The 14,103-nt window shown below is 67.1% G+C and carries 13 protein-coding genes and 1 pseudogene; 7 read left to right on the top strand and 7 right to left on the bottom strand.

Annotation, left to right across the window (positions count from 1 at the left end):
- Both GORHZ_RS05355 and GORHZ_RS05360 read right to left on the bottom strand, forming a co-directional pair.
- Nucleotides 1-802 (bottom strand): annotated as a pseudogene (locus GORHZ_RS05355) (alpha/beta hydrolase); the annotation flags it as partial.
- 22 nt (nt 803-824) lie between these two features.
- Nucleotides 825-1,613 carry a pyrimidine reductase family protein gene (locus GORHZ_RS05360; protein WP_006331072.1) on the bottom strand — a complete coding sequence of 263 codons (789 nt, stop codon included), beginning with the start codon at nt 1,611-1,613 and terminating at the stop codon, nt 825-827.
- Between the two features lie 35 nt (nt 1,614-1,648).
- Here GORHZ_RS05360 and zapE point away from each other — a divergent pair, with 35 nt between their 5' ends.
- Nucleotides 1,649-2,662 carry a cell division protein ZapE gene (gene zapE, locus GORHZ_RS05365; RefSeq protein WP_040530297.1) on the top strand — a complete coding sequence of 338 codons (1,014 nt, stop codon included), beginning with the start codon at nt 1,649-1,651 and terminating at the stop codon, nt 2,660-2,662.
- Between the two features lie 23 nt (nt 2,663-2,685).
- Here the strand turns inward: zapE and GORHZ_RS05370 are convergent, their stop codons facing one another.
- The gene (locus GORHZ_RS05370; protein ID WP_006331074.1) at nt 2,686-3,246 is read right to left on the bottom strand and encodes a GNAT family N-acetyltransferase; all 561 of its coding nucleotides are present in this window, start codon (nt 3,244-3,246) and stop codon (nt 2,686-2,688) included.
- A 13-nt stretch (nt 3,247-3,259) separates the two neighbouring features.
- Nucleotides 3,260-3,898, bottom strand: coding sequence for a carboxymuconolactone decarboxylase family protein (locus GORHZ_RS05375; protein WP_006331077.1), 639 nt, complete (start codon nt 3,896-3,898; stop codon nt 3,260-3,262).
- 136 nt (nt 3,899-4,034) lie between these two features.
- Here GORHZ_RS05375 and GORHZ_RS05380 point away from each other — a divergent pair, with 136 nt between their 5' ends.
- The 6 genes from GORHZ_RS05380 to GORHZ_RS05405 all read left to right on the top strand — a co-directional run bounded on the left by GORHZ_RS05380 (nt 4,035) and on the right by GORHZ_RS05405 (nt 10,156).
- Nucleotides 4,035-4,712 (top strand): TetR/AcrR family transcriptional regulator, encoded by a 678-nt coding sequence (locus tag GORHZ_RS05380; protein ID WP_006331079.1) that lies wholly within the window; start codon nt 4,035-4,037, stop codon nt 4,710-4,712.
- The gene (locus GORHZ_RS05385) at nt 4,709-5,095 is read left to right on the top strand and encodes a nuclear transport factor 2 family protein (protein ID WP_006331080.1); all 387 of its coding nucleotides are present in this window, start codon (nt 4,709-4,711) and stop codon (nt 5,093-5,095) included. Before GORHZ_RS05380 ends, GORHZ_RS05385 begins: the two co-directional genes overlap by 4 nt.
- The gene (locus GORHZ_RS05390; RefSeq protein ID WP_006331081.1) at nt 5,092-6,285 is read left to right on the top strand and encodes an acyl-CoA dehydrogenase family protein; all 1,194 of its coding nucleotides are present in this window, start codon (nt 5,092-5,094) and stop codon (nt 6,283-6,285) included. Before GORHZ_RS05385 ends, GORHZ_RS05390 begins: the two co-directional genes overlap by 4 nt.
- Complete coding sequence (locus tag GORHZ_RS05395; protein ID WP_006331087.1) at nt 6,282-7,685, top strand: phosphotransferase family protein; 1,404 nt, start codon at nt 6,282-6,284, stop codon at nt 7,683-7,685. The genes GORHZ_RS05390 and GORHZ_RS05395 overlap by 4 nt, the downstream gene beginning before the upstream one ends.
- Before the next feature lies 1 nt (nt 7,686).
- Nucleotides 7,687-8,580, top strand: coding sequence for an isocitrate lyase/PEP mutase family protein (locus tag GORHZ_RS05400; RefSeq protein ID WP_006331088.1), 894 nt, complete (start codon nt 7,687-7,689; stop codon nt 8,578-8,580).
- A 352-nt stretch (nt 8,581-8,932) separates the two neighbouring features.
- Nucleotides 8,933-10,156, top strand: coding sequence for an IS110 family RNA-guided transposase (locus GORHZ_RS05405; protein WP_040530299.1), 1,224 nt, complete (start codon nt 8,933-8,935; stop codon nt 10,154-10,156).
- Nucleotides 10,157-10,296: 140 nt separating this feature from the next.
- Here the strand turns inward: GORHZ_RS05405 and GORHZ_RS05410 are convergent, their stop codons facing one another.
- The 3 genes from GORHZ_RS05410 to GORHZ_RS05420 all read right to left on the bottom strand — a co-directional run bounded on the left by GORHZ_RS05410 (nt 10,297) and on the right by GORHZ_RS05420 (nt 13,885).
- Nucleotides 10,297-11,829: a long-chain-fatty-acid--CoA ligase gene (locus GORHZ_RS05410; RefSeq protein WP_006331090.1), complete on the bottom strand. Its 1,533-nt coding sequence runs from the start codon at nt 11,827-11,829 to the stop codon at nt 10,297-10,299.
- Nucleotides 11,830-11,842: 13 nt separating this feature from the next.
- Nucleotides 11,843-12,748 carry a cyclase family protein gene (locus GORHZ_RS05415; RefSeq protein ID WP_040530320.1) on the bottom strand — a complete coding sequence of 302 codons (906 nt, stop codon included), beginning with the start codon at nt 12,746-12,748 and terminating at the stop codon, nt 11,843-11,845.
- Between the two features lie 180 nt (nt 12,749-12,928).
- Nucleotides 12,929-13,885, bottom strand: coding sequence for a formylglycine-generating enzyme family protein (locus tag GORHZ_RS05420; RefSeq protein ID WP_006331092.1), 957 nt, complete (start codon nt 13,883-13,885; stop codon nt 12,929-12,931).
- Nucleotides 13,886-14,103: the final 218 nt, after the last annotated feature.

The following is a 14,103-nucleotide window of genomic DNA, read 5'->3' on the forward strand; positions in this document are numbered from 1 at the left end:
GTCCGGCGTAGTCGGCGGCGTAGGCGAGGACGACATCCGAGCCCTCACCGAGCCCGAGAAGCGCGAGATGGGCGACCCCCCACCTGATGCGCAACGCCTCCAGATCGGCGGCCGCGAAGGCCACACCGAAGTCGAGCTGATTGGGGCTCAACGTCTCGTTACAGCCGTCGGATGCCGACGCGGCCGCCCGCGCGAGGCGGTCGATCCGCTCCGACTGCGGCATCGACGCGTTACCCGCGAGCCCGTTGGTGGCCATGGCGGAACGTTCGAATCGCGTCATACAGTCCAGCGGGCTGCTCGTCGGGGTGCCGCGGCGGTCGACGGCCACCACCGGATGCTGCGTGAGCAGGCTGCGGCCCGGTCCGCGCGCCAACAGCAGAAGAGCCCGCGACGACGGCACATCGGTGCCTGCGGTGAGGACCACCGGGGCGGCGTCGGGCGGCGTGTCGGTGACCCGGGCGCGGGTCAGGGCGACGGTCAGGGTCGTCGCGGTCGGCCTATCCGGGTCGATCGGCGTGTCGAGTTCGGCACATTCGACGGTGACGCCTGCGGGCGCGGTCACGCCGTAGCGCGTCGCTGTCGCGCGCGCACACTCGGTCCACGTCAGGTCCGTCTTCGGCGCCTCGATCATCGGCGGCTCCGGGGTTGCCGACGACGAGGAGGGTGCCGCGCCGCCACCTCCGCCGCCGGTCACCACATCGGGGCCGGTGTCGGGTCCGATGGCGCACCCGGATACGACGACAGCCACGATCGCGCACAGGGTCGCGCCGAGCCGGGCCCGCCGAAGGGGTGGAGGTCGCATGCCCGCGAGCCTACTGCTGCCGCTACCGGCCGACGGTGGTCCGGGTCCAGCGGGTGTAGACGAAGCCGTCGTCGTCGGTGATGATCGTCGTCGGACGCATCGCGCGCAGCTGCGCCGTCGCGGGGTGATGCGCGATCCGCTCCGCCGTACCGGCCGCCACGTTGGGGCTCGTCGTGACACACAGTTCGTCGACGGCATCGGCGGCGATGAACGACCCGAGTAGCGACGGCCCGCCCTCGCTGAGGACGCGGACCCAGCCGCGTTCGGCGCAGACGTCGAGTACCGCGGAGATGTCGACGGTGTCGTCGCCGCAGTCGATGACGGTGGCGCCGGCGTCGGACAGGGCGCGGCGCCGGCTGTCCGGGGCGTCACAGCACGTCAGGATCGCCGTCTCCCGGCACGACAGCGGTGGGTAGTCGGTCGGGATCGACAGTGACCGGCTCACCAGCGCGAGCGCCGGCGCCGGGGTCTGCTCCCGGTCGGCTCGGGCCGCGGTGAAGACATCGTCGGGGCTCGGCTGCCGGTAGCCCTCCACGACCGCGGTGCGGGCACCGACGAGCACCACGTCGGCCAGCGCACGCAGCACGCGGAAGATCGCCTTGTCGCCGGGTCCGGCCAGGTCACCCGACCGGCCGTTGTGGGTGACGGCACCGTCGATCGAACTGACCATGTTCACCCGAAGGTAGGGGCGCGGCAGACACGGCGGCGAGGCCGGGCGATCCGGGTACGGATACTGCTCCGCGAGCCACCGCAGCGTTGCGGTCTCGTCGTCGGCCGATGTGAGCTGGGTCGCTTTCTGTAGACCGAACATGACTACATCATGTCCCAGGTGGCTAGGCTCCCCCTATGACGGCACGACTTTGCGACCGGAATCCGGTGGTCGCCCCCGAAGCACTGATCCTCGAGATGGTGCCACCGTCGACGTTCGACCTCGTCAGCTTCGACTCCTACATCCCCGACCCCGGCGAGCCCTCCCAGGCTCAGGCGGTGTCGAAGGCGCGTGACTTCGTCGGCCGCGCCGGGAAGGCCCGCACCACCAAACGCGGCCTGTTCTCGCGCAAACAAACCCCGCAGGGTATCGGCCTGTACCTCGACGGCGGGTTCGGCGTCGGCAAGACGCACCTGCTCGCCTCGATCTACCACTCCTTGCCCGAACCGAAGGCGTTCGCGACCTTCGTGGAGGTCACCCACCTCGTCGGTGCGCTGGGCTTCGTGAATGCGGTCGAGCGGCTCTCGGATCGCACGGTGCTGTGCATCGACGAGTTCGAACTCGACGATCCGGGCGACACCATGCTGGTCTCGCGACTGCTGACCGAACTCACCGCCAAGGGTGTGTCGATCGCCGCCACCTCGAACACACTGCCCGGGCAGCTCGGCGAGGGCCGATTCGCCGCGCAGGACTTCCTGCGTGAGATCCGCAAGCTGTCGGCGATCTTCGAGACGATCCGCGTCGACGGCCCCGATTACCGGCACCGCGATCTGCCGCCGGCCCCCGCCCCCCGCTCGGATGCCGAACTGGTCGAGTTGGCCGAGTCGACGACCGACGCGACCCTCGACGATTTCGACGCACTCTGCGATCACCTCAGCACGCTGCATCCGTCGAAGTACAAGGACCTCGTCGACGGTGTGTCCCTGGTCTGTCTGCGCGGCGTGCATCCGGCGAAGGACCAGTCGGTGGCGCTGCGCATCGTGGTGCTCGCCGACCGCCTCTACGACGCCAACATCCCGGTGACCGTGTCGGGTTGCCGACTCGACGAGATCTTCACCGAGGAGATGCTCGGCGGCGGCTACCGCAAGAAGTATCTGCGGGCCATGTCCCGACTGCTCGCGCTGTCGCGGTTCGCCGAGTCGACGGTCTGACCCGCCGATCCTCGCGCGCTGCGTCAGACCAGGGTCTGCGCCAGGATGTAGTCGTGCTCGATCGACCCGTTCAGGTCGAAGGTCTTGACGCCCACCCTGGCGAACCCCATCTTGGTGTAGAAGCGCTGCGCGCGGACGTTCTCCTGGTTGACGCCCAGCCACACCATGGCGCTGCCGCGTCGTCGGGCGCAGTCGATGGCGGCGCGCATCATTGCGTGTGACGGTGCGCCCGACCGGCCCTGGGCATGGTGGTCGGGCAACACGTACATCTTCGAGACCTCGGAGACCGGACGCTCGGTGATCACTGCCGCGACGTCGGGATGTGTGGGTGCGGTGTGATGGACCAGGCAGTACCCGATGATCGGGCCGTCGATCCGCTCGCGGGCGACCAGGACGTCGCTCTGGTCGCTGACGATGTGGCGGACGAAGTCGTCGGGCGCCAGGTTGGCTTCGATGAACGCGGCGATGTCCTGTGCCGTCGAATGTGGTGGGCATGCCAGCGGGAACGTCGCCGCCGCGACCTCGGCGACACTCGGTGCATGACGAGGGTCGCCGACGACCTCGATCAGTTCGGTGGCGGGCACAAACGAAATGTACTCACTCGCCCGCGAGATCCGCCGACAGGTCCGCGACCTCGACCCCCTCGGGGACCATCACCTCGGTGATCCGCTCAGGAATGTCGTCGAACTCGAGTCGCAGGGCCTTGCACATCGTCGCGTGCATCTCGTAGAGGGCGGCGATGTAGGTGAACTGGACGATCTCCGATGGACTCAGATGCTCTCGCAACATGTCGAACACACCATCGGGCACCCGCCCGCCGTCGTAGACCACGGCATCCGTGTAGGCGAGTACCGCACGCTCGAGCGGTGTGAACAGGTCGCTGACCTGCCAGGACCCGATCGCGGCGATCTTCTCCTCGGGCATGCCCAGAGAGCGCATCTGCTTGCAGTGCTGGGAGAACACGAACTGGCTGCCCCGGGCATATCCGGCTCGGCCCTGACAGAGTTCACGCAAAAGCGGGTCGATCGATGAGTTGCGGTACAACGAGAATCCGGCCACGGCATGGCGGAACACGTCGGGAGAGTGTGCGAAGACCGTCCACCAATCGCCCGGTGTGGCATGGATGGTGCCGTGATCGACCGCCGGATCCTTGTCGGGTCCGAACAGGTGATCGTAAAACCAGAGGATCTTCTCGTCGGTGACGTCCGCGCGGGGGACTTCGGGAAGTCGTGGCATCAGGAGGCCTTCCGTTCACGGCGGTCGGCGGCCGTCTTCGGTCTGTGGGCCACGAATGTCGGGTTGTCTGGGGTCATGGTTGCCCTTTCCGCAAAGTTGACTTGACTGTCATGTCATCTGGCTGGATAGTTTGTTTGTGGCCAAGTCGTCTGTCAACACCTCGACGGTTCCCGCCCCGGTGGACTCACTGTCGCCGCGGGGCCGGGCCACCCGCGACGCGCTGCTCGCCGCCGCGCAACGGGTCTTCGAGAGGGTCGGCTTCCTCGACGCGCGGGTGGAACTGATCGCGCAGGAGGCAAACGTCTCTTATGGGACGTTCTACCGATACTTCGAGTCGAAAGAGGACGTTTTCCGGGAACTGAGCACATGGCTGTTCAGTGAGATGCATCGGCGCGAACCGTCGTCGCCGGACATGGGGCCGGCCGAACGGCTCATCGCGTCCAATCGGGCCTACTACCGGGCGTACCGGCGCCACGCCGCCATGCTGGCGATCGTCGAGCAGGTGGCGACCTTCAACGAGGAGTTCCGCGAGCTACGTCATCAGCACCGTGCACAGCTGATCGACCGGACGGCCACTGCGATTGCGGGCTGGCAGCGGGAGGGACGTGTGCGCGAATCCCTGGACCCGACGATGGCCGCACGCGCCATGGCCGCGATGGTCGATCACACCCTCTATCTGTGGCTGATTCAGGGTGAGGAGGCCTCAGAGGGGGCGTTACTCGATACGCTCGATGCGATGTGTCTGGGCGCCTTGGGATTGTCCGACGAGGGTTCGACCGACGAGGGTTCGACCGACGAGAACGGGGATCGATGATCATCGACGAGGTGGCCGACCGATTCTTCGCGGCGATCGAGTCCGGCGACACCGATGCACTGCTTGCGCTGTACGCGCCGGACGCAGTCATCTGGCACAACGAGGACGGCACGGAACAGACGGTGGAGCAGAACCTGCGCGTATTGCGCTGGCTGACGAGGACCGTCGCCGACCTCGAATATCGTGATGTCCGGCGCATCGTCCACGACGGCGGCTTCGTCCAACAGCATCTGCTGACCGGAACCCTGCCCGACGGCGAGGACCTGGCCATCCCGGCGGGACTGTTCGTCGACGTCGCCGACGACCACATCGTCCGGATCAACGAGTACGTCGACTCCGCACACCTCCGACCGCTCCTGACGACACGAAGGACCAACAGGTGAACACTGCCGACAGTCATGCCCCCGACGCCGAACTGGCGGACCTGTGCGCACGCATGCGTGCCTTCATCGACGACGAGGTGATCCCACGCGAGCCGGAACTGATCACCGAGGACGAGGCCGCCGCCAAGGTTCTCGACGAGCTGCGTTCGCGGGCAAAGGAACTCGGCCTGTGGGCGCTGGGGCATCCGGCCGAGGTCGGCGGTGGCGGCGTGCCCTTCATGGACTTCGTCTACCTCAACGAGATCATCGGGCGTTCGGAGTTCGGACAGCTCGCCGTCGGGTCGGTGACCATGCAGGACACCATCATGCTGCACAAGCACGGGACCGCCGAGCAGCAGCGCCGCTGGATGACCGGGATGGTGTCGGGGGACATCTTCCCGTCGGTCGGACTGACCGAACCGGAGGTCGCCGGTTCCGACCCGACGCTGATCGCGACGCGCGCCGAACTCGACGGTGACACCTGGGTCATCAACGGACACAAGTGGTTCACCACCGGGGTCAACGTCGCCGCCTATTGCACCGTGTTCGCCCGGACCGAAGACGACACCGTCCCGCGGCACTCCCGGATCAGCTCGATCATCGTGCCGACAGACACTCCGGGCTTCGAGATCGTCCGCGCCATCCCGACGATGGGTCACGACCCGAGCGATCATTTCGAGGTGCGCCTGAACGACGTCCGGGTGCCGAAGGAGAATCTGCTCGGTGAACGCGGCAAGGGCTTCGTCATCGCCCAGGATCGTCTGGGTCCGGGCCGCATCTTCCACAGCATGCGCTGGCTGGGCCAGGCGCAGCGCGCGTACGAATTGATGTGCGAGCGTGCGAATTCGCGCTACGTGCACGGTTCACTGCTCGCCGACAAGGGCGAGGTGCACCGCTACATCGCCGAGTCCGCGGCCGAGATCCAGGCGGCCCGACTGATGACGCTCGACGCCGCCCGCGTGATGGACACCGGCGACGACGCCCGCATCCAGATCGGGCTCATCAAGTTCTGGGGGGCCCGCATGCTGCACAACGTCGTCGATCGCGCCATCCAAGTGCACGGCGCACTCGGGCTCACCGCCGACACCCCACTCGAGCGGATGTACCGGCAGGCCCGCTATGCGCGCATCTACGACGGCCCCGACGAGGTGCACCGGATGTCGACCGCTCGTCGCCTGCTGCGCGACCCCGACGCCGCCCCGTGGCGATGATCGTCCCGCCGACGCTCGACGCCGACGGGCTGGCCGCCGGGATCGGAGCCGTACTGAGTGCGGCGACGGGAGCCGAGGTCGTCGTCGCCGACCTGCACCGGCTGACCGGTGGGGCCAGCCGCGAGACATGGGCGGCGCGTACGGAATCCGCCACCGCCGGCGAACGCACCGTGGTGTTGCGGCGTGATCCACCCGGACACGGGCAGCCGGAGCGGATGCGTGCCGAGGCCGCCTGCCTGCGGGCGGCCGCCGCAGCCGGGGTACCGGTGCCGACACTGATCGCCGCGGGCGACGACGCCCCCGGCATCCATGCGCCGTTCCTGGTGACCGAACTGGTACCCGGCGAGGCGATCGCCCGCAAATTGCAGCGTGATCCGCAATTCGCGGACGCACGAACTCATCTCGCCGAGGACATGGGCCGAGTCCTCGGGAAGATCCACCGGACCGGCACCGAGTCGTTGACGATGCTCGATCGGTCCGACCCGCTCGAGCAGATCGAGACGATGTACCTCGGATTCGACGAGCCGCGGCCGGCCGTCGAGCTGGGCTTGCGCTGGTTGCGCGAACACCGCCCGCCCCGTCGCCCGGATGCGCTGTTACACGGCGACTTCCGGATGGGCAATATCCTCGTCGATCCCAGCGGAATCCGGGGTGTGCTGGACTGGGAGCTGGCCCACATCGGGGACCCGATCGAGGACCTCGGGTGGCTGTGCGTGCGGGCCTGGCGGTTCGGGAGCCCAGCACCGGTCGCCGGGGTCGGTACCCGCGAACAGTTGCTCGACGGGTACGCGGAGACGACCGGATACCGGCCCTCGACCGAGGAACTGCGGTGGTGGGAGGTCTTCGGGACCCTGCGCTGGCTGATCATCAGCCGTTTCCAGGCGCAACGGCATCTCGGCGGCGAGGAGCACTCGCTGGAACTGGCCGCCATCGGCCGGCGTGTCTGCGAGTCCGAGTACGACCTGCTGCTCGTGCTCGACCTCTTGGACACCACGGCAATCGGCTCGATCGGGTCGGCGGAGCCGTCGATGCTGCACGATCGTCCCGAGCTGACCGAGATCCTCGATCTGGTGACCGACACGCTCCGGTCGGACGTGCTCGATGCGCTCGGCCCCGACCGCGCGCGTGAGCGGTACCAACTCCGGATCTGTCTGAACCTGCTCGGGATCGCCGCGCGGGAGATCGCCGCCGGAGGAGAAGCCGAGGCCACCGTCGCGGCCGCTCTGAGGGGAGCGGGGCACGACAGTGAAGCGGAGTTGGCGGCGCGCATCAGAGATGGTTCGGTCGACTACACCGAGCCTCTCGTGCGGCGCGCGATCTCGGCGGCGGTGGTCGGTCGCCTCCGGGTCGCAAATCCGCGCCACGAGTTGACCGGTAAGTCCGAGGGATTGAAGGTGTAACATGTCTGATCTGCTGGGCGCCCGGTCGCCGGTCCGCTCCCGTCTACGTGCCGCGCTGGAAGGGGGGAGGCCCGTTGTCGCGCCCGGGGCCTACGACTCGCTTACCGCCCGACTCGCCGAGAGTGCGGGGTTCGAGGCGGTCTATATGACCGGATTCGGCACCGCGGCGAGCCTTTTGGGACGTCCTGACGTAGGGCTCATCACCGCCTCGGAGATGACCGACAACGCGCGCCGAATGGTCGCAGCCATCGACGTCCCACTGATCGCCGACGCGGACACCGGATACGGCAACGCCATCAACGTGATCCGGACCATGCAGGACTACGAACGTGCCGGCGTCGCCGCCATCCAGCTCGAGGATCAGGTGGCGCCGAAACGTTGTGGCCACATGGCGGGCAAGCAGGTGGTGCCGGCCGGGGAGATGGTGGCCAAGATCGCGGCCGCGGTCGACGCCCGAACCGACCCTGATCTCCTCATCATCGCCCGTACCGACGCGATCGCGGTCACCGGGGTCGAAGACGCCATCGATCGTGCGCGGCGATACGCCGACGCGGGTGCGGACCTGTTGTTCGTGGAAGCACCGGGCAGCGTCAACGAGATCGCCATGGTGGCAACGGCTCTCAGTGATTGTCGGCTGGTGTTCAATTGGGCCGAGGGGGGCCGGACACCGGGGCTGACCATGGATGAGATCACCGAGCTGGGTTTCGCGCTGATCCTGTATCCGATCGGTGCACTGTTCTCCGCCGTGCGCGCGATCCAGGGCTATTACGAGGTGCTGGCCCGCGACGGCGTGCCCACGGCGGTGCTGGGGGACCTGCCCGCCTTCGACGACGTGACCGATTTCCTCGGCCTTCCCGAGGTCAACGAGTTGAGCGACCGATACGCCGATCGGTAGTGGATTTCCGTGCGGCGGGTGTGGTCTCGATACGCGTCGGGCTCGCTGCGCTCGTTCGCTCGCTACTAATGGGAGCTACCGGGTCTGGTCGAGGTTTGAGTTGGGCAGACTTTGGTTGTGGTGGCTGCTACTGGGTGAGCACTCCTTGCTACTGGACTGTTCATGAGTTCTGGGTCGAGACCGTGCCCCTGGTGGTAGGCCGAGAGGGTGTGATCGCTGCTGGGATGTTGTGCCGACTCGTTGGTTGGGGTGTGAGCACTGAGCCATTAGTTCGCGAGTAACCCTCCGGCCGGCTGCTGCTTTGGAACGATCGAGATCGAGCGTCGGAAGCTGATAGGAGGCGAAAGTGGCAGTGTTGTTCGTCGGGGACGATTGGGCCGAAGATCACCACGATGTCGAGGTGCAAGACGAGGACGGGCGGATTCTGCGTCGTGCCCGGCTGCCGGAGGGGATTGCTGGGATCGCGAAGTTCGGTGAGATCGCGGCCACGTTCCTCGACGATGGAGACCAGCCCGAACAGGTGCTGGTGTGCATCGAGGTCGATCGCGGCCCGTGGGTCAACGCGTTGATCGCTGCCGGGTACCGGGTGTTCGGAGTGGACCCGAAGCAGGCGCACCGGTATCGGGAGATCCTGGCCAGTTCGGGCGCCAAGAGCGACAAGGGCGATGCGCATGCGCTGGCCGAGATGATGCGGACCCGCCGCCACCAGCTGCGTGAGAGCGGTGGGGACTCCGAGATCGCTGATGCGGTCAAGGTGGTGGCCCGGGCGCATCAAACGATGATCTGGGAACGGACCCGCCACCTGCTGCGGTTGCGTGCGGCGTTACGCGAGTACTTCCCGGCGATCCTGCTGGTGTGCTCGGCGTTGGACCTGGACTTGTCCAGCCGCCCGATCCTGGGATTGCTGGCCAAGGCGCCGACCCCGGCGCGGGCGGCGAAACTCACCAAGAGTCAGATCATGCCCCTGCTCAAGGGACGCCGCAACAAAGAGGCCAAAGCCATTGAGATCCAACAGATCCTACGCGAACAACACCTCGGCCAACCCGACCGGGTGACCGACGCCTACGCGGCCTCGGTGCGCGCTTCGGTGGCGGTGCTGGACGTGGTGATCGAGCAGATCGCCGAGCTCGCCAAGGAGGTCGATGCCCATTTTTCCCAGCACCCGGACCATGAGATCTACCTCAGTCAGCCCGGCATGGGGCCGACCCTGGGCCCCCGGGTGCTCGCCGAGTTCGGAGACGATCCACACCGGTTCCGCCACAGCAAGGCCCGCAAAAACTATGCCGGCACCAGTCCCATCACGATCCAGTCGGGCAAGTCGCGGATCGTCTCGGCGCGCTTCGTGCACAACGACAGACTCGTCGACGCGTTGATGGCGCAGGCCCACGCAGCGTTCATGCACGACGAGGGTGCCCGTGCCTACTACCGCAGACAGCGAGCACGAGAAGTCGAACACAACGCCGCGCTACGGCAAGTCGCCAACCGCCTCGTCGGCATCCTCCACGGCTGCCTGGCACGCGGGATCCCCTACGACCCTGACACCGCCTGGAAAGACCAGACACCCGCCGCGGCTTGACAAACAACCTTCAGGGATGTCTCGACCAGCGGTGGGCGAGTGGCCTTTCCCGCTGGTCGAGTAGTCCCGAGCCGCTAGGCGAGGGGCGTATCGAGACCACCTGAGGTGCTGGTGGCCTCGATACGCGCCGTGCCGTGCCCTCACACCAGCGTGTCCACGAACCGTTGGCGCAGATCCTTCTTGAGGATCTTGCCGGTGATGTTCTTCGGCAGGGCGTCGACGTACTCCACGCGGCGCGGCACCTGGAAGCCGCCCAGGTGGTTGCGGCAGTGCGCGATGATATCGGCCTCGTCTGCTTTGGTACCCGGCCGCAACGCGACCACGGCGCAGACGATCTCGCCCCACGTGTCGTCAGGAATGCCGATGGCTGCCGCCTCGGCGACCGCCGGGTGTTTGTAGAGGGCCTGTTCGACCAGAAGCGATGCGACGTTCTCGCCGCCGCTGATGATCAGATCCTTCTTACGGTCGACGATGAAGACGAACCCCTGCGCGTCCTGGCGTACCAGATCGCCGGTGTGGAACCATCCGTCGGTGAAGGCTGCGGCGGTCGCCTCCGGATCACGCCAGTACCCGGTCATCACCTGGTCACAGCGAACCAGCATCTCGCCGACCGCGCCGATCGGCAGATCGTTGCCCTCGTCGTCGACGATACGGATGTCGGCCAGCCGCATGGGTTTCCCGGCCGCGGCCAGCAGCCCGGTCTCGCCGGCGGCCGCACGACGATGCGCCGCCTCGTCGAAATGCAGCACGTTGCCGGCCACCTCGGTCATCCCCATGCCCTGGTAGAAGTCGACCTTGAGTTTCTCGAGGCCCTCGCGCAGGACGGCTGCCGGGATCGCCGACGACCCGTACCCGATCTCCTGCAGGGTGCCCAGGTCGTGGTCGTCGAGTGACGGGTCCTGCAGGAGGAAGTTGATCATGGTCGGCGCGAGACCGGTCTGGGTGACGTGCCACTCGTCGATCAGGCGCAGGAATGTCGCGTTGTCGTAGGACCGCAGGATGCCGACCGTGCTGCCCAGCAGATGGTTGAGCACCGTCACGTATCCGCCGACGTGACACAGCGGGAAGCAGAACAGGAACACGGTGGCCTCGGGGATGTTCCATTCGACCGCCGACGATGTGACCGCGCTGATCAAGTTGTGGTGACTGAGCATCACGCCCTTGGGCGTTCCGGTCGTGCCGCTGGTGTACACGAGCCACGCCATGTCGTTCGCGGAGGGCCGTGGCGCCACCTCGGTGGCCGGGGCGCCACCGACGAACGACGCCCACGATGTCGTCTCGTCCGAGCCGCCGATGACGACGACGGTGTGCACGGTCGGGATACGGTCCCGGATCTCGGTCACGAGTCCGGCGAACTCGGCGGCGACGATGAGAACCGATGCCTCCGAGTGGTTCACGAGGGAGGTGATCTGCTCGGGGTGCAGCCGGAAGTTGAGGATGGTCAGGGCCATACCCGCCATCGGAACGCCGTAGTAGCAGTCGAAATACTCGGTGCAGTTCGTGGAGAGCACGGCCACCCGGCCGCCCGGCGAGGCGACCTCGAGCAGGGCATTCGCGAGACTCCGGCTGCGGTCACGCAGTTCGCGATAGGTGACGGTCTCGTCCTCGAAGCGGACGGCGATGCGATCGGGGTGCTTGCGTGCCCCGTATTCGACGATGTCGCTGAGAAGCATGTAATTCCTCCGGTCAGCGGATCGCGAGTGGATTGATCGGGGAGCCGACGCCGCGGGTGAACTTCAGTGGTGGGCCGGCGTAGAAGAAGTCGTACCGACCGTCGGCGGCGCAGGCCTCGGCGAGTTCCTCGAAGTCCAGCATCTCGGCCAGGGTCATACCCATGTCGCGGATCAGCACCATGTGCAGCTCGAACAAAGCACCGGGGTTCTCACCGGGCATCACCTCGATGGCCCAGTTGTCGGAGCCGACCACGGCGACGTCACGCTCGCGCAGCCAGGCGGCGGTTGCCAGCCCGAGGCCGGGCTCTCCCGCCATGAAGCCGGCGGGGTCCTTCTCGGCCAGGAACTTCGCGCGCCAGCCCGTGCGGAACAGCACAATGTCGCCCGGGCCGATCTCCACCCCTTGGGCCTTGGCCACGTCGTCGAGTTCGTCGGGACCGATGACGCTGCCGGCCTCCAGCCAGTCGACGCCCCGGTGGCGGGCGATGTCGAGCAGGACGCCGCGCCCGGTGATGCCCTTGGCCTGAGTGTGGATTCCGCACTTGTCGGCGCCCTTGACGGTGACACCGTCACCGGGATGGCCGTTGTAGAGCTGTCCGTCGTAGTGGACGTGGGAGAGCGAATCGTACTGGGAGCCGGCCTGAAGCGGCATGAAGACGTAGTCGTCGGCCCACTTGAACCCGCCCGGCAAAACCTGCTCCTGGCCGTTCTCCGACATCAGCCGGATGGGATTGATGCGATTGCCACCGGGTTGGGGACCGTCGGCGTCGAGGGGGATGCCCAGTTCGAACACCTCTCCGGTGCGGATGAGCTGTGCGGCGGCAGCGATGCGCTCCGGAGTGATCAGGTTGGTGGTGCCGCGCTCGTCGTCGGCGCCCCAGCGTCCCCAGTTCCGTACCTGCTTGCCGAGTTCTCGCATGTCGCTGGCAAAGGTGGTCACGCTACCTCCAAAGTTCTTTGACGTGACAGTCATGTCATGTTTGCAGCGATAGTGTGACGCGGAGCACCGTTGGCTGTCAATGTGGGCCCGGCGCCCAGTGGTCCCGCTCGCGCGCCGCACCCGCCGATTTTCACCCGGATGGCAGTCCGATGATCGTGGTCAGCGGGCGTCCGCGGCGCACCGGAATCCGGTGTTGCCGGTCGTACTGTCGGGTTCGTTGGCGGTGCGCGCGGCGACACGATATCGATTGCAGTAGGAATCGTGGCACAGGTACGAGCCCCCACGGATCACCCGCGCCGGACCGCCCTTGGGACCGTGCGGGTTGACGCACCGCCCGGGGGAGTGGTCGACACCCCACCAGTCCGCGCACCACTGCCATACGTTGCCCGCCATGTTGTACAGGCCGAACCCGTTCGGCGGGAACGCATCCACCGGGCACGTGCCGCGGTACCCGTCCTCGGCGGTGTTCTTCGTCGGGAAGCTGCCCTGCCAGATGTTGCACATGTGCACGCCGTCGGGTACGAGTTCATCGCCCCAGACGTACCGTTTCTGGATGAGGCCGCCACGGGCCGCGTACTCCCACTCGGCCTCGGTGGGAAGCCGGGCACCGGCCCACGCGCAGTAGGCCTGCGCGTCGTTCCAGGACACGTGGACCACCGGATGGCGTCCGCGGTCCTCGACGGTGCTGCCCGGTCCCTCGGGTGCGGACCACATCGCGCCGGAGACACCGCACCACCACGGCGCCTGCTCGGGCCGCGGGGCGCCGCGGCGCAGCTGCGCGGGAAGGAAGGAGGCGAACACGAACGACCATCCGTACCGCTCCGCGTCGGTGACATATCCGGTCGCCTCGATGAAGGCGGCGAACTCGTCGTTGGTGACCGGACATTCGGCCATGCGGAAGGCGTCGACGAACACCGGGCGTACCGGGCCCTCACCGTCGTCGGGAAAGCCCACCGGATCGTCGGTACCCATCAGGAACTCGCCTCCAGGCAGGTCCACCCACCTGATGGGCGCATGCCCCGCCTCGATGGTCCGTGTGGGCGGGGACTCGTCCGCCGGATCACCGGGACTACGCGCGGGGGCGCAGCAACCCGACTTCTCGACGTTGGGATCCATCGATACCTCCTGAACCGCTCGGGTGATGTGCTCTCCACGCTCTGAGGTCCCGCGCGTCCATCAACGACGGTATTACCTCTTCCGCACGATCTGTATGGTCGAGCCGCCAAACCGCAGCGGCATTGACATTTCGCGGCGGCGTCTGGCCGGATACCGATATCGTTGATGGCGAACTGCCGGACCAACCTACCGCCGCGCCCGGACCGCGATGGGAGCGA

Origin of the sequence: Gordonia rhizosphera NBRC 16068 (assembly GCF_000298195.1) — a bacterium.
Classification (GTDB): domain Bacteria; phylum Actinomycetota; class Actinomycetes; order Mycobacteriales; family Mycobacteriaceae; genus Gordonia; species Gordonia rhizosphera.